This is a genomic window from Streptomyces yunnanensis (assembly GCF_029011865.1).
GTDB classification, from domain to species: Bacteria; Actinomycetota; Actinomycetes; order Streptomycetales; family Streptomycetaceae; genus Streptomyces; species Streptomyces yunnanensis.
On record NZ_CP095749.1, the window covers coordinates 5,849,378 to 5,864,523 of the forward strand.

The following is a 15,146-nucleotide window of genomic DNA, read 5'->3' on the forward strand; positions in this document are numbered from 1 at the left end:
GCTGCGAGGAGCGACCCCGTATGGACCTCGATGTCTTCGTCACGGCCCACGGCGCCGAATGGGACCGCCTGGAGACCTTGCTGCGCCGCAAGCGCCGCCTCACCGGCGCCGAGGCGGACGAACTCGTCGCCCTCTACCAACGCACCACCACCCACCTCTCCCTCCTCCTCTCCAGCGCCCCCGACCCGGCCCTGACCGGCCGCCTCACCTCCCTGGTCGCCCGCGCCCGCAGCAAGGTCACCGGCGCCCGCAGGTCCTCCTGGCGCGACGCGGCCGGCTTCTTCACCACCTCGTTCCCCGCCGCCGTCTACCGCCTGCGCCACTGGTGGATCCCCACGGCGGTGCTCTCCCTCACCGTCGCCGCCCTCCTGGCCTGGTGGATAGCCGCCCACCCGGAGGTCCAGACCACCCTCGGCGCCCCCCAGGACCTCCGGGAGATGACCCGCCCCGGCGGCGAGTACGAGACCTACTACTCCAACCACCCCGCCGCGGCCTTCGCCGCCCAGGTATGGACGAACAACGCCCAGGCCGTGGCCCTGTGCCTGGTCCTCGGAGCCTTCCTCGGCGTCCCCGTCCTGTGGGTCCTCTTCGAGAACATGCTCAACCTGGGCGCCGGCCTGGGCCTGATGTCCTCGGCGGGCCGCCTCGACACCTTCCTGGGCCTGCTCCTCCCACACGGACTCCTCGAACTGACCGCCGTCTTCGTCGCCGCCGGCATCGGCCTCCGCCTGGGGTGGACCGTCATCGACCCCGGCCCCCGCACCCGCCGCATCGCCCTGGCCGAGGAGGGCCGCACCGCACTGGGCGTCGCCGTCGGCCTGGCCGCCGTCCTCTTCGTCTCCGGCGTCCTCGAAGGCTTCGTCACCCCCTCCGGCCTCCCCACCTGGGCCCGCATCACCATCGGCATCGTCGCCGAGCTGGCATTCCTCACCTACGTCTATGTACTGGGCGGACGCGCCGCACGCGCCGGCGAGACCGGCGACGTCACCGCCACCGACCGCGCCGCCCTCCTCCCCACCGCCGCCTGATGTGCGTACACCCCTCCTGACCTGCTAATCTCCTCTTCGCCCCAGAAACCCGTTGACATGGGTGGCAGTGGGAGGTAGATTCAAACGGTTGCAACGAACTGGACAAGTTCGATCGCGACGGATAGTCTCTCTGCTCCAGCCGCACATTCGCAATGGCGGGGCGCACCGATCACTTATCAGAAGCTTTCGCTCCGTCATTTGGATCGAATACCTTCTGATAAAGTCGGAAAAGTCGAAAGGCATCCCCCTCCGACGGGTAATTCAGAACGAAATTCGAACCGACCGCAACTCACTGAGAAGCGGGCCGGAACGGAAAGAAGATCTGATAAAGTCGGAAAGGCCGAAAAGCGAAAGCGAAGCGGCCGGACCCCACTCCAACAGGGGGCCAGAGACGGAAACGGATCTGGTAAGGTTGGAACCGCGAGGAAGCCGAAAGGCCGAATCGCACCGGCGAAAATCGGAGCCGAAAGGATCTGATAGAGTCGGAGACGCAAGACCGAAGGGAAGCGCCCGGAGGAAGCCCGAGAGGGTGGCCGAAGGAAGCGTCCGTTCCTTGAGAACTCAACAGCGTGCCAAAAGTCAACGCCAGATATGTTGATACCCCGTCTCCATCATGGAGATGAGGTTCCTTTGAAAAGTCCTTCCAATAGCTTTGGGAGGCGCACAGCGAGGACGCTGTGAACCGCGAGGATTATTCCTCCTTGTGGTTCCGCTCAACGCGAGTGTTGATACCGGATTACCGGTAAGCATTCACGGAGAGTTTGATCCTGGCTCAGGACGAACGCTGGCGGCGTGCTTAACACATGCAAGTCGAACGATGAACCGGCTTCGGTCGGGGATTAGTGGCGAACGGGTGAGTAACACGTGGGCAATCTGCCCTTCACTCTGGGACAAGCCCTGGAAACGGGGTCTAATACCGGATATGACACGGGGTCGCATGATCTCCGTGTGGAAAGCTCCGGCGGTGAAGGATGAGCCCGCGGCCTATCAGCTTGTTGGTGAGGTAGTGGCTCACCAAGGCGACGACGGGTAGCCGGCCTGAGAGGGCGACCGGCCACACTGGGACTGAGACACGGCCCAGACTCCTACGGGAGGCAGCAGTGGGGAATATTGCACAATGGGCGAAAGCCTGATGCAGCGACGCCGCGTGAGGGATGACGGCCTTCGGGTTGTAAACCTCTTTCAGCAGGGAAGAAGCGAGAGTGACGGTACCTGCAGAAGAAGCGCCGGCTAACTACGTGCCAGCAGCCGCGGTAATACGTAGGGCGCGAGCGTTGTCCGGAATTATTGGGCGTAAAGAGCTCGTAGGCGGCTTGTCACGTCGGATGTGAAAGCCCGGGGCTTAACCCCGGGTCTGCATTCGATACGGGCAGGCTAGAGTTCGGTAGGGGAGATCGGAATTCCTGGTGTAGCGGTGAAATGCGCAGATATCAGGAGGAACACCGGTGGCGAAGGCGGATCTCTGGGCCGATACTGACGCTGAGGAGCGAAAGCGTGGGGAGCGAACAGGATTAGATACCCTGGTAGTCCACGCCGTAAACGTTGGGAACTAGGTGTGGGCGACATTCCACGTCGTCCGTGCCGCAGCTAACGCATTAAGTTCCCCGCCTGGGGAGTACGGCCGCAAGGCTAAAACTCAAAGGAATTGACGGGGGCCCGCACAAGCAGCGGAGCATGTGGCTTAATTCGACGCAACGCGAAGAACCTTACCAAGGCTTGACATACACCGGAAAACCGTGGAGACACGGTCCCCCTTGTGGTCGGTGTACAGGTGGTGCATGGCTGTCGTCAGCTCGTGTCGTGAGATGTTGGGTTAAGTCCCGCAACGAGCGCAACCCTTGTTCTGTGTTGCCAGCATGCCTTTCGGGGTGATGGGGACTCACAGGAGACTGCCGGGGTCAACTCGGAGGAAGGTGGGGACGACGTCAAGTCATCATGCCCCTTATGTCTTGGGCTGCACACGTGCTACAATGGCCGGTACAATGAGCTGCGATACCGCGAGGTGGAGCGAATCTCAAAAAGCCGGTCTCAGTTCGGATTGGGGTCTGCAACTCGACCCCATGAAGTCGGAGTTGCTAGTAATCGCAGATCAGCATTGCTGCGGTGAATACGTTCCCGGGCCTTGTACACACCGCCCGTCACGTCACGAAAGTCGGTAACACCCGAAGCCGGTGGCCCAACCCCTTGTGGGAGGGAATCGTCGAAGGTGGGACTGGCGATTGGGACGAAGTCGTAACAAGGTAGCCGTACCGGAAGGTGCGGCTGGATCACCTCCTTTCTAAGGAGCATCTAGGCAGTCGCAAGATTGTCCAGAGCCACTACGTCGGCGAGTGTTCGACGGTGGTTAGCTCATGGGTGGAACGTTGACTACTCGGCACACAGGGATCGATCGGGACGCTAGTACTGCCTTTGGGCGTGGAACGCGGATCGGGTCGGGTCTGGGTGTCGGGCACGCTGTTGGGTGTCTGAGGGTGCGGACTATGGTCTGAGCCTTCGCGATGCCGGCCCCGGTGAAGCGCCTCTTGTGGGTGTGTGACGGGTGGCTGGTCGTTGTTTGAGAACTGCACAGTGGACGCGAGCATCTGTGGCCAAGTTTTTAAGGGCGCACGGTGGATGCCTTGGCACCAGGAACCGATGAAGGACGTGGGAGGCCGCGATAGGCCCCGGGGAGCTGTCAACCGAGCTTTGATCCGGGGGTGTCCGAATGGGGAAACCCGGCAGTCGTCATGGGCTGTCACCCGCTGCTGAACACATAGGCAGTGTGGAGGGAACGCGGGGAAGTGAAACATCTCAGTACCCGCAGGAAGAGAAAACAACCGTGATTCCGGGAGTAGTGGCGAGCGAAACTGGATGAGGCTAAACCAGTCACGTGTGATACCCGGCAGGGGTTGCGTGGTTGGGGTTGTGGGAGCTTTCTTGATCGGTCTGCCGGCCGGTCGGTGAGTCAGAAACCGTTGATGTAGGCGAAGGACATGCGAAAGGTCCGGCGTAGAGGGTAAGACCCCCGTAGCTGAAACGTCAGCGGCTTGCTTGAGAGCCACCCAAGTAGCACGGGGCCCGAGAAATCCCGTGTGAATCTGGCGGGACCACCCGTTAAGCCTAAATATTCCCTGGTGACCGATAGCGGATAGTACCGTGAGGGAATGGTGAAAAGTACCGCGGGAGCGGAGTGAAATAGTACCTGAAACCGTGTGCCTACAAGCCGTGGGAGCGTCGCGCAGAGACTTGTTCTTTGCGTCGTGACTGCGTGCCTTTTGAAGAATGAGCCTGCGAGTTTGCGGTATGTTGCGAGGTTAACCCGTGTGGGGAAGCCGTAGCGAAAGCGAGTCCGAATAGGGCGTTGGAGTAGCATGCTCAAGACCCGAAGCGGAGTGATCTAGCCATGGGCAGGTTGAAGCGGAGGTAAGACTTCGTGGAGGACCGAACCCACCAGGGTTGAAAACCTGGGGGATGACCTGTGGTTAGGGGTGAAAGGCCAATCAAACTCCGTGATAGCTGGTTCTCCCCGAAATGCATTTAGGTGCAGCGTCGTGTGTTTCTTGCCGGAGGTAGAGCACTGGATAGGCGATGGGCCCTACCGGGTTACTGACCTTAGCCAAACTCCGAATGCCGGTAAGTGAGAGCGCGGCAGTGAGACTGTGGGGGATAAGCTCCATGGTCGAGAGGGAAACAGCCCAGAGCATCGACTAAGGCCCCTAAGCGTGTGCTAAGTGGGAAAGGATGTGGAGTCGCAGAGACAACCAGGAGGTTGGCTTAGAAGCAGCCACCCTTGAAAGAGTGCGTAATAGCTCACTGGTCAAGTGATTCCGCGCCGACAATGTAGCGGGGCTCAAGTACACCGCCGAAGTCGTGTCATTGCAGCATGAGGGCTAACGCCTGTTGTGATGGGTAGGGGAGCGTCGTGTGCCGGGTGAAGCAGCCGTGGAAACGAGTTGTGGACGGTTCACGAGTGAGAATGCAGGCATGAGTAGCGATACAAGAGTGGGAAACTCTTGCGCCGATTGACTAAGGGTTCCTGGGTCAAGCTGATCTGCCCAGGGTAAGTCGGGACCTAAGGCGAGGCCGACAGGCGTAGTCGATGGACAACCGGTTGATATTCCGGTACCCGCTTTGAAGCGCCCAATACTGAATCAGGCGATGCTAAGTCCGTGAAGCCGCCCTGGAGCCTTCGGGTGAAGGGGAGTGGTGGAGCCGACGGACCAGACTTGTAGTAGGTAAGCGATGGGGTGACGCAGGAAGGTAGTCCAGCCCGGGCGGTGGTTGTCCCGGGGTAAGGGTGTAGGCCGTGTGGTAGGTAAATCCGTCACGCGTTAAGGCTGAGACCTGATGCCGAGCCGATTGTGGTGAAGTGGATGATCCTATGCTGTCGAGAAAAGCCTCTAGTGAGTTTCAAGGCGGCCCGTACCCTAAACCGACTCAGGTGGTCAGGTAGAGAATACCGAGGCGTTCGGGTGAACTATGGTTAAGGAACTCGGCAAAATGCCCCCGTAACTTCGGGAGAAGGGGGGCCATTTCCGGTGAGGGAACTTGCTTCCTGAGCTGGGGGTGGCCGCAGAGACCAGCGAGAAGCGACTGTTTACTAAAAACACAGGTCCGTGCGAAGCCGTAAGGCGATGTATACGGACTGACGCCTGCCCGGTGCTGGAACGTTAAGGGGACCGGTTAGCTCCATTTCGGTGGGGCGAAGCTGAGAACTTAAGCGCCAGTAAACGGCGGTGGTAACTATAACCATCCTAAGGTAGCGAAATTCCTTGTCGGGTAAGTTCCGACCTGCACGAATGGCGTAACGACTTCTCGACTGTCTCAACCATAGGCCCGGTGAAATTGCATTACGAGTAAAGATGCTCGTTTCGCGCAGCAGGACGGAAAGACCCCGGGACCTTTACTATAGCTTGATATTGGTGTTCGGTTCGGCTTGTGTAGGATAGGTGGGAGACTTTGAAGCGCCAACGCCAGTTGGTGTGGAGTCGTTGTTGAAATACCACTCTGGTCGTGCTGGATGTCTAACCTGGGTCCGTGATCCGGATCAGGGACAGTGTCTGGTGGGTAGTTTAACTGGGGCGGTTGCCTCCTAAAGGGTAACGGAGGCGCCCAAAGGTTCCCTCAGCCTGGTTGGTAATCAGGTGTTGAGTGTAAGTGCACAAGGGAGCTTGACTGTGAGACTGACGGGTCGAGCAGGTACGAAAGTAGGGACTAGTGATCCGGCGGTGGCTTGTGGAAGCGCCGTCGCTCAACGGATAAAAGGTACCCCGGGGATAACAGGCTGATCTTCCCCAAGAGTCCATATCGACGGGATGGTTTGGCACCTCGATGTCGGCTCGTCGCATCCTGGGGCTGGAGTCGGTCCCAAGGGTTGGGCTGTTCGCCCATTAAAGCGGTACGCGAGCTGGGTTTAGAACGTCGTGAGACAGTTCGGTCCCTATCCGCTGCGCGCGTAGGAGTCTTGAGAAGGGCTGTCCCTAGTACGAGAGGACCGGGACGGACGGACCTCTGGTGTGCCAGTTGTTCTGCCAAGGGCATGGCTGGTTGGCTACGTTCGGAAAGGATAACCGCTGAAAGCATCTAAGCGGGAAGCCTGCTTCGAGATGAGGGCTCCCACCCACTTGATGGGGTAAGGCTCCCAGTAGATGACTGGGTTGATAGGCCAGATATGGAAGCGCCGTAAGGTGTGGAGTTGACTGGTACTAATAGGCCGAGGGCTTGTCCTCAGTTGCTCGCGTCCACTGTGTTGGTTCTGAAGCCACGAACAGACCAACGGTTGTTTAGTGTTTCATAGTGTTTCGGTGGTTATAGCGTTAGGGAAACGCCCGGTTACATTCCGAACCCGGAAGCTAAGCCTTTCAGCGCCGATGGTACTGCAGGGGGGACCCTGTGGGAGAGTAGGACGCCGCCGAACTAAATTTGAGATAGACCCCGTACCGGGATGGTACGGGGTCTATCTGTTTTGGGCCCGTTCCCAAGTCAAAGCAGCCCTTGCTTTGACTTGGGAACGGGCCCTTTTTGTTTGGTATCGGGGCCGGTTGTCTCCATAGGCAAGGCGGAAGGGGCGGTGGAGATGGACGAGGGTGGACGTTGCCGGGGTGCTCTGGTGCTGTGGGGTCTTGGCTGGTTCGGGAACGGTGGGTGCTTGTGCCGTTGGCTGTTGAGTGTGGGGAGAGGGTGTAGCGAAGCCGACGCCTTTGGGGGCGTCGGCTTCGCTGGGCATGTGGGGTCTGTTTGCGGGGAGATGGGGCCTGGCTGTTGATGGGGAATGGGTCTTGCTTCTGGGCGGGGCGGAGGGGGCTTAGAGACGGCCGGCGGACTTCAGGGAGAGGTAGGCGTCGGCGAGGTCGGGGGCCAGGCGGGTCGGGGTGGAGTCGATGACGGTGATGCCGTGGCGGCGGAGGCGGTCGGCGGTGCGGCGGCGGGCGGCGCGGGTCTGTTCCGCGGCGGCGGCTGCGTAGACGGCCTGTGGGGTGTGGCGGCCGGCGGCCATCTCTTCGATACGGGGGTCCGCGACGGCCGCGACGATCACTTCGTTGCGCTGGGTGAGGGTGGGGAGGACGGGCAGCAGGGCCTCCTCCATGGGAGCCGTGTCGAGACCGGTGAAGAGCACGATCAACGAACGGCGTGGGGTGTGGCGGTGGATGGTCGCCGCCAGGCCGCGGGCATCCGCTTCGATGAGTTCGGGTTCGAGAGGGGCCAGGGCGTCGGTGAGCGCCGGGAGGAGATCGCGGGCGGTGCGGCCCAGTACGGAGGCACGTACCCGGCGGTCGTAGGCGAGCAGGTCGACGTGGTCGCCGGCGCGGGAGGCGAGAGCGGCGAGCAGCAGGGCGGCGTCCATGGAGGCGTCGAGGCGGGGGGTGTCGCCGACGCGGCCGGCTGAGGTGCGGCCGGTTTCCAGGACGAGCAGGATGCGGCGGTCGCGTTCGGGGCGCCAGGTGCGGACGGCGACGGTCTGCCGGCGAGCGGTGGCGCGCCAGTCGATGGAGCGGGTGTCGTCGCCGGGGGTGTAGTCGCGGAGGCTGTCGAATTCGGTGCCCTCGCCTCGGGTCAGGATGCTGGTGCGGCCGTCGAGTTCGCGGAGCCGGGCGAGTTTGGCGGGAAGGTGCTTGCGGCTGGTGAAGGGGGGCAGGACGCGGAGGGTCCAGGGGATGTGGTGGTTCCCCTGGCGGGCGGCCAGGCCGAGGGGGCCGTAGGAGCGGACCGTGACGCGGACGGCGTGGTGGTCTCCGCGGCGGGTGGGGCGGAGCGTGGTGGTCAGGCGGCGGCGTTCGCCGCCGGGGATGCGGAGAGTGTGTCGGGACGCGGGGATGTCGTCGCCGGGGCGGAACGAGCTCGGGGGCCAAGCGTCGCGGAGTTGGGCGCGCAGGGGGCGGCGGTCCGGGTTGGTGATGGTGAGGTGGATGTGGGCTTCACCTGTTAGGCGAACGTTTGTATCACCGGTTCGGGTGAAATGGAGCTTTCGCACTGGCGCGGCGAGCGCGAGGTCGCACAAAATTGCTATCAGCAGGGTGAGTTGGACAGTCAGGATCCCGAGCCAGCTGGGGAGCACGAAGCCCACGACCAGGGCTCCGAGCGCCGAGAGGAGAGCAGCGCGTCCGGTGAGGGCCACGATCTCGCCTCAGCGGGGGACGGGGAGATGAGCGAGCACGGCGTTGATCACGGAGTCGGCGGTGACTCCTTCCATCTCGGCCTCGGGCCGGAGGTGCACGCGGTGCCGGAGTGTGGGGAGCGCCAGGGCCTTGACGTCATCGGGCGTGACGTAGTCGCGGCCGGTCAGCCAAGCCCAGGCGCGTGAGGTGGAGAGCAGGGCGGTGGCTCCCCGGGGGGAGACGCCGAGCGACAGCGAGGGGGATTCACGAGTGGCACGGCAGATATCGACGATGTAGCCGGTGACTTCGGGCGAGACGGTGGTCTTGGCGACCGCGTCGCGGGCGGCTTCGAGGTCGGCGGCGGAGGCGACGGGGCGGAGCCCTGCGGCATTGAGGTCGCGTGGGCTGAAGCCGGACGCGTGCCGGGTGAGGATGTCGATCTCGTCCTGGCGGGCGGGTAGCGACACCGTGAGCTTGAGCAGGAAGCGGTCGAGCTGGGCCTCGGGGAGAGGGTAAGTGCCCTCGTACTCCATGGGGTTCTGCGTCGCGGCGACGAGGAACGGTTCGGGGAGCGGACGCGGCATGCCGTCGACGGTCACCTGGCGTTCTTCCATCGCTTCGAGCAGGGACGCCTGGGTCTTGGGCGGCGTGCGGTTGATTTCGTCGGCGAGCAGGAGGTTGGTGAAGACGGGGCCGGGCTGGAAGGAGAACTCGGCGCTCCGGGTGTCGTAGACCAGCGAGCCGGTGACGTCGCTGGGCATCAGATCGGGGGTGAACTGGACGCGCTTGGTGTCGAGTTCGAGGGCTGTCGACAGGGCGCGCACGAGCAGGGTCTTGGCGACGCCGGGAACGCCTTCGAGGAGCACGTGACCGCGGCAGAGCAGCGCGACGACGAGACCGGTGACGGCGGGGTCCTGGCCTACCACGGCCTTGGCTATCTCGGTGCGCAGCTCCTCAAGTGAGGCTCGGGCGCTGTCAGCGGTCGGGGTGCTCACGGGGGGCGTGCCTCTCTTGGGAAACGATCGAGTTTTCAAGTGTGTCGAGTTGGTCGGCCAAGTGCACCAGGGCCTTGTCGTCGGCCGGGGCGGGGCCGAAGAGCAGGGCTTGCAGGTCGGGCGAGGCCAGGTCGGAGGTGCCCAGGTGGGTGCGGATGGCCGGAAGCAGGAGGTCGGAGGTGTGGGCGTGTGCGGGAGGCACGCCGATGAGGGGGGCGAGCCGGGTGCGGGTCGCGGAGCGCAGGGCGGCTGAGGCGCGGTCGCGGGCGTGGGCCTGTTCGTAGAGGCGGGCGTGGCCCTCGGTGGTTTCGGCGGCAGGCACGGTGACCGGGAGCCGCTCGGGCACCAGGGGGCCGAGCCGGCGGGCACGCCAGAGGGCCGCACAGACGGCGGCGAGGGCGAGTTGGAGCAGGGCCCAGCGCCAGCCGGAGGGGATGAGGTCGAGGAGGCCGGGCTGGGTGGCCGGTGCGGTGGACGTCGGATCGCTGATGGAGGGGAGGTACCAGACCAGATGCTTGTGCGCACCGAGGAGTTGGAGGGCCAGCGAGGCGTTGCCCTGCTCGGCGAGGTGGTGGTTGTAGAGGAAGTCGGCGGAGCCGAGGAGGACGGTGTCGCGGGCGGCGTCGGTGGCCGGGAGACGCAGCAGGGTGGGGGAGCCGCCGGCGTTGTAGCAGCGGTCGGCCGTGGTGACGGACGTGGCGTAGCGGATGCCGCCCAGGAGGACGTCGCCCGCGTCGCGGGCGGCGGGGAGCGAACAGCCGGGCGGACGCTGGGTGTTGCCGATCCGGGGGTCGGCCTGGACACCGGGCGCGAAGATCTGGAGGGGCGCGGTGCCGGGGGCGAGCAGGACGGTGCGGCCGGGGGTGTGGTGTGTCGCGGTGTGGAGGTCGGCGAGCTGACCGGAGGTCAGGACGTCGGGTGCGGTGATGAGGAGCGTGGAGTCCGGGCCGGCCGCGGCGGCGGCCTCCTCGGTGGTGGTCACGACATCGGTGGTGACGCCGTGGGAGGCGAGGAGCTGGGCGAGTGCGCGGCTGCCGGTCCGGTCCGCGGAGCGGGGGTCGAGCCGGCCGTGCTGTTCGCCGGACTGCAGGGCGGCGAGGGTCAGCCCTCCGATGACGAGCAGCAGCAGTCCGAGCAGCACGCCCCGGGAGCGCGTCCACAGGCGGTGCGCGGTGCGACCGGGAGCGGAGGTGGTGGTGGCCGTGGTCATCCGCGGCTCCTGGTCGGTGCGGCGGTCAGATGGGGCTTGGCGCGCTGCAGCTCGCTGTCGAGTTCGGCAAGGAGGGTGTGTGCCCGTTCCGTGCCGGGGCGGCCGCCGTATGCGACGTCGTCGAAGGTGCGGGCCGCGGTGTGGAGTTGGCCGGCATACGAGGGGAGGACCAGGCCGGCTTCGGTGGCGGCCTCGTCGGCGGTGCGGCCGGGACCGGGGGTGAGCAGGGCGCGCTCTTCGAGGGCGAGGACGATGGCGCGCATGCGGTCCTGGATCGCCTCGTTCCAGCGCCCGTCGGCCGCGTGCCGGTCGGCGGTCGTGCGGTGCTCGGCAGCCGTCCGGGGCGTATCGGAGAAGAGGGCACCGGTTGTGGTCGGGGTGCGGCGTACCGCACCGAGCCGCAGCCGGAGGGCGATGACCAGCAGCAGGACGAACACGGCGATGGCGATGAGTCCGACCCAGCCGCCCGGAGTGACGCCGGCGGCCGTGCTGAAGAGCTCGCCGAGGCGGTCCGAGAGCCAATTCAGGGCGCGTTGGAGCAGGTTGGGGTCGTGCTGGTGGTACCGGGGGTCGGACAGCTCGCGTTCCGCCGCCTCACGGGCGGGGACGCGAGAGATCCGGACCGGTATGTCGTCGTCGAGTCGCGCGGCCAGGTGTGCGAGCGCGGCGATCTTCCCCCCTGTGGTCACCGCATCAGCTTCCCGGAGCGGTGTCGGTCGTGCGCGGCCCGGGGATGTCGGGGGAGGCATCCGTGGGCGCGCCGTGGGCGTCGGGCGTCTCGGCGGCGGCCGGCTCGGCCTTCTCCGGCGCCGTGTTCTCCGCCTCGTCGGCCTGAGTCTTCGTCAGTTGAACCTTCGCCGGTTGACGGTCCGTTGGCTGAGTGCCTGTCGGGTCGGTCGGCTCGGCGGCCGGCCGGGTGGAGGGGGCCTCAGCGGCGGGTCGGGGGGCGGGCGTTGCGTCGGGCGCGGTCCCGGGCGCCGGGCTGTCGCCGGTTGCCGGGGGTGCGGCGGGGGCTTCGGGACCGTAGCCGGGCAGGCCCGCGGCGCGGGCGAGTTCCAGGTCGAGTGCCTCACGGCGGATGCGCTGGTCGACGTAGAGAAGCGAGGTGACCCCGGCGCTGATCGGGAAGGTGATCGCCGAGCTGATGATCGCGCCGATGCCCAGCGCGATCAGGAACGGCCAGCCGGTGGAGTTGCTGGTGCCGTCCGCCCAGTCCATGAGGCTCTCACCGCCTATCAGGAAGGCGACGAAGGTGGCCGGGATCTGGATGATGAACTGGACGATGGAGACCAACAGGTAGGCGAGGAGCTGGACGCCCAGCACCCGCCACCAGGAGCCGCGGACGAGCTTGGCGGAGCGGCGCATGGAAGCGATGACGCCCTGCTTCTCCAGCATCAGTGCCGGGGAGGCGAGGCTGAAGCGGACCCACAGCCAGATGCTCACGACGCCGGCGGCGAACAGGCCGAGCAGCATGAGTCCGAGTCCGAGGCCGAGCGATCCGGAGCCGGTGATGATGATGCCCGGGGTCATCCCGGCCATGAAGACGGCGCTGATGATCAGGGGCAGCAGGACGAGCAGACCGAGCAGGCGCGGGAGCTGGCCGCGGGCGTCGCTCCAGGCACCCCCGGCGGTCACCGGGCGGCCCAGGACCGCCCGACTGATGACCATGGTCAGCATCCCGGTGGCGATGATCGTGCCGAGCAGCCCGATGAGGGCGCTGATGGCGGAGCCGGTGAGGGAGTTGCCCATCTCGCTCAGGACCTGCCGCAGCGGCGGCCGGGTGCCGTCGTCGCGGACGGTGCCGAGACCGGAACTGGGGAACCACAGCCCGGTGACGACCGTGACGGCGGTCTGCGAGATGACTGCGACGATCAGCGAGATGCCGAGCACGGTGCGCCAGTGGGCGCGCATGGTGGCGACCGCGCCGTCGAGGATCTCGCCGACGCCGAGCGGACGCAGCGGGATCACGCCCGGCTTGGCGACGGGCGGCATCGCGCTCCAGCCACCGCCCCAGCCGGGACCGCCGCCCCAGGCGCCCTGGCCGCCGGGGCCCGGTGGGGCGGTCCAGCCGGCCTGGGCCGATCCGGACGAGGCACGGGTGCGTTCCTCGGCGCCGTGGGTGCTCCGGCCGCCGGGTCCGCTCTGGCCGGGGATGCCGGCCGGGGTCGTCCACTGGCCGGGAGGCGGCTGGTTGCTGGACCAGTTCGGTGGGGTCGGCTGCTGGGCGGCGTCGGAACGGTCTTCCGGAGCCGGCGGCTGGATGGGCTGCTCCGGGGTGCCGCGGCCCGGCTCGTCGGAGGGGGAAGATCCGGGCGAGGCCCAGCCCGGAGAGTTGTTCATCGTCGCTCCTTCTTGCTGCCCGTCCGCCGGGGCGGGCGGGGTCCGGGGTCCGCGGTGTCAGTCATCGTGTCATGGCCGGTGGCGCTCTGTACCCGGGCCCTTCGAGGAAGGGGACCTTCTATTCGGCCCGGGATCGGCGGCAGACTGAGGGAATGGCTGATCAATACGAGGTGTCGGAGACGGGCGCTGGGACGCTCGCGATCCCGTCGTTGCGCTGGGAGGAGTTCCCCGAGAGCCCGGCCGTGGTCCTGCTCGACCAGACGCGACTGCCAGCGGAGGAGGTCGAGCTGGTCTGCACGGACGTTCCGGCGCTGGTGCAGGCGATCCAGACGCTGGCTGTGCGCGGGGCGCCGCTGCTGGGCATCGCGGGCGCGTACGGCGTCGCGTTGGCCGCGGTGCGCGGATTCGACGTCGAGGAGGCGGCGCAGGCACTGGCGTCCGCCCGGCCGACCGCGGTCAATCTCGGGTACGGCGTCCGGAGGGCGGTCACGGCGTACCGCCGGGCGGCGGCCGGCGGTGATGGTGCGGAGGCTGCGGCGGCGGCCGCGCTGGCCGAGGCGCGGGCCGTCCACGCGGAGGACGTCGAGGCGAGCGCGCGCATGGCGCAGCACGGGCTGGACCTGCTGGGCGAGCTGCTGCCGGGCGGCGGGCACCGGATTCTCACGCACTGCAACACGGGTGCCCTGGTCTCCGGTGGGGAGGGGACCGCCCTGGCCGTGGCGTTGGCGGCGCACCGGGCAGGCGAGCTGCGGCGGCTGTGGGTGGACGAGACACGGCCGCTGCTGCAGGGGGCGCGGTTGACCGCCTACGAGGCGGCGCGTGCCGGGATGGCGTACACGGTGCTGGCCGATGGCGCCGCCGGCTCGCTGTTCGCGGCCGGCGAGGTGGACGCGGTGCTCATAGGTGCCGACCGGATCGCCGCCGACGGCGCGGTGGCCAACAAGATCGGCAGTTATCCGCTGGCGGTGCTCGCCCGCCACCACCGCGTTCCGTTCGTGGTGGTGGCGCCGACCAGCACGGTGGATCTGGAGACGAAGGAGGGAGCCGCCATCGAGGTGGAGCAGCGGCCCGGCAAGGAAGTGACGGAGTTCTCCCTGCCGCACATCCAAGGCGGCGGGGTGGTGGGCGGCACCGGGATTCCGGTGGCGCCGCTGGGGGCGCTGGCCTACAACCCGGCCTTCGATGTCACGCCTGCCGAGCTGGTCACGGCGATCGTGACGGAGGCCGGGGTGGTGTCGCCGGTGACCCGCGAGCGGCTGGCGGACGTGTGTTCCGTCTCACGATGGAGAAAGTCACGATCAGGTAATGGGATGATGGCCGAATGAAGGGACGCGTCCTGGTCGTCGACGACGACACCGCACTGGCAGAGATGCTCGGCATCGTGCTGCGTGGCGAGGGCTTTGAACCGTCGTTCGTGTCGGACGGCGACAAGGCGCTCGCTGCGTTCCGCGAGACCAAGCCCGATCTTGTGCTGCTCGACCTGATGCTGCCCGGACGGGACGGCATCGAGGTGTGCCGGCTGATCCGGGCCGAGTCGGGCGTGCCGATCGTCATGCTGACCGCCAAGAGCGACACGGTGGATGTGGTGGTCGGACTCGAATCGGGTGCGGACGACTACGTCGTCAAGCCGTTCAAGCCCAAGGAGCTGGTGGCCCGGATCCGGGCGCGGCTGCGGCGCTCGGAGGAGCCGGCGCCCGAGCAGTTGGCCATCGGGGACCTGGTCATCGACGTGGCGGGGCACTCCGTGAAGCGGGACGGTCAGTCGATCGCGCTGACGCCGCTGGAGTTCGATCTGCTGGTGGCGTTGGCGCGCAAGCCGTGGCAGGTGTTCACGCGCGAGGTGCTGCTGGAGCAGGTCTGGGGCTACCGGCACGCCGCGGACACCCGGCTCGTCAACGTCCATGTGCAGCGGCTGCGCTCCAAGGTCGAGCGGGACCCGGAGCGGCCGGAGATCGTGGTGACCGTGCGCGGCGTCGGCTACAAGGCCGGGCCCAGCTGA

Annotated in this window: 8 protein-coding genes and 3 rRNA genes; 6 read left to right on the top strand and 5 right to left on the bottom strand. The window is 66.3% G+C overall.

Annotation, left to right across the window (positions count from 1 at the left end; translation table 11 throughout):
- Positions 1-20 precede the first annotated feature (20 nt).
- The 4 genes from MOV08_RS25595 (at position 21) to rrf (ending at position 6,924) form a co-directional block, all read left to right on the top strand.
- Positions 21-1,028, top strand: coding sequence for a stage II sporulation protein M (locus MOV08_RS25595; protein ID WP_275308984.1), 1,008 nt, complete (start codon positions 21-23; stop codon positions 1,026-1,028).
- 749 nt (positions 1,029-1,777) lie between these two features.
- Positions 1,778-3,306 (top strand): 16S ribosomal RNA (locus MOV08_RS25600).
- 308 nt (positions 3,307-3,614) lie between these two features.
- Positions 3,615-6,736: ribosomal RNA gene (locus MOV08_RS25605) — 23S ribosomal RNA — on the top strand.
- Between the two features lie 71 nt (positions 6,737-6,807).
- Positions 6,808-6,924: ribosomal RNA gene (rrf, locus tag MOV08_RS25610) — 5S ribosomal RNA — on the top strand.
- The 16S, 23S and 5S rRNA genes sit together here, the layout of an rRNA operon.
- A 387-nt stretch (positions 6,925-7,311) precedes the next feature.
- Here rrf and MOV08_RS25615 read toward each other — a convergent pair.
- Genes MOV08_RS25615 through MOV08_RS25635 form a run of 5 tightly spaced genes read right to left on the bottom strand, consistent with a single transcriptional unit; the run spans position 7,312 to position 13,147 of the window.
- Entirely contained in the window at positions 7,312-8,622 is a 1,311-nt protein-coding gene (locus tag MOV08_RS25615; RefSeq protein WP_275308986.1) for a DUF58 domain-containing protein, read from the bottom strand.
- Between the two features lie 9 nt (positions 8,623-8,631).
- Positions 8,632-9,597, bottom strand: a complete 966-nt coding sequence (locus tag MOV08_RS25620) for an AAA family ATPase (protein WP_275308987.1) — start codon at positions 9,595-9,597, stop codon at positions 8,632-8,634.
- A complete protein-coding gene (locus MOV08_RS25625; RefSeq protein WP_275308988.1) occupies positions 9,578-10,807 on the bottom strand; it encodes a DUF4350 domain-containing protein in 1,230 nt (409 codons plus the stop codon). Before MOV08_RS25625 ends, MOV08_RS25620 begins: the two co-directional genes overlap by 20 nt.
- On the bottom strand, positions 10,804-11,496 hold the full coding sequence (locus tag MOV08_RS25630; protein WP_275308989.1) for a DUF4129 domain-containing protein: 693 nt from the start codon (positions 11,494-11,496) through the stop codon (positions 10,804-10,806). The genes MOV08_RS25625 and MOV08_RS25630 overlap by 4 nt, the downstream gene beginning before the upstream one ends.
- A gap of 4 nt (positions 11,497-11,500) precedes the next feature.
- Positions 11,501-13,147 carry a DUF7847 domain-containing protein gene (locus tag MOV08_RS25635; protein WP_039635913.1) on the bottom strand — a complete coding sequence of 549 codons (1,647 nt, stop codon included), beginning with the start codon at positions 13,145-13,147 and terminating at the stop codon, positions 11,501-11,503.
- Between the two features lie 152 nt (positions 13,148-13,299).
- On the opposite strand from MOV08_RS25635, the gene mtnA reads away from it, so the two are divergent.
- Positions 13,300-14,472, top strand: coding sequence for an S-methyl-5-thioribose-1-phosphate isomerase (gene mtnA / locus MOV08_RS25640; protein WP_275308990.1), 1,173 nt, complete (start codon positions 13,300-13,302; stop codon positions 14,470-14,472).
- Entirely contained in the window at positions 14,469-15,146 is a 678-nt protein-coding gene (mtrA, locus tag MOV08_RS25645; RefSeq protein ID WP_018542117.1) for a two-component system response regulator MtrA, read from the top strand. Before mtnA ends, mtrA begins: the two co-directional genes overlap by 4 nt.

What these genes read in the sequence shown, in the direction of transcription:
- MOV08_RS25595 (WP_275308984.1), top strand. Translation starts at nt 21, where the DNA reads ATGGACCTCGATGTCTTCGTCACGGCCCACGGCGCCGAATGGGACCGC.
- MOV08_RS25625 (WP_275308988.1), bottom strand. Translation starts at nt 10,807, where the DNA reads ATGACCACGGCCACCACCACCTCCGCTCCCGGTCGCACCGCGCACCGC.
- MOV08_RS25635 (WP_039635913.1), bottom strand. Translation starts at nt 13,147, where the DNA reads ATGAACAACTCTCCGGGCTGGGCCTCGCCCGGATCTTCCCCCTCCGAC.
- mtnA (WP_275308990.1), top strand. Translation starts at nt 13,300, where the DNA reads ATGGCTGATCAATACGAGGTGTCGGAGACGGGCGCTGGGACGCTCGCG.
- mtrA (WP_018542117.1), top strand. Translation starts at nt 14,469, where the DNA reads ATGAAGGGACGCGTCCTGGTCGTCGACGACGACACCGCACTGGCAGAG.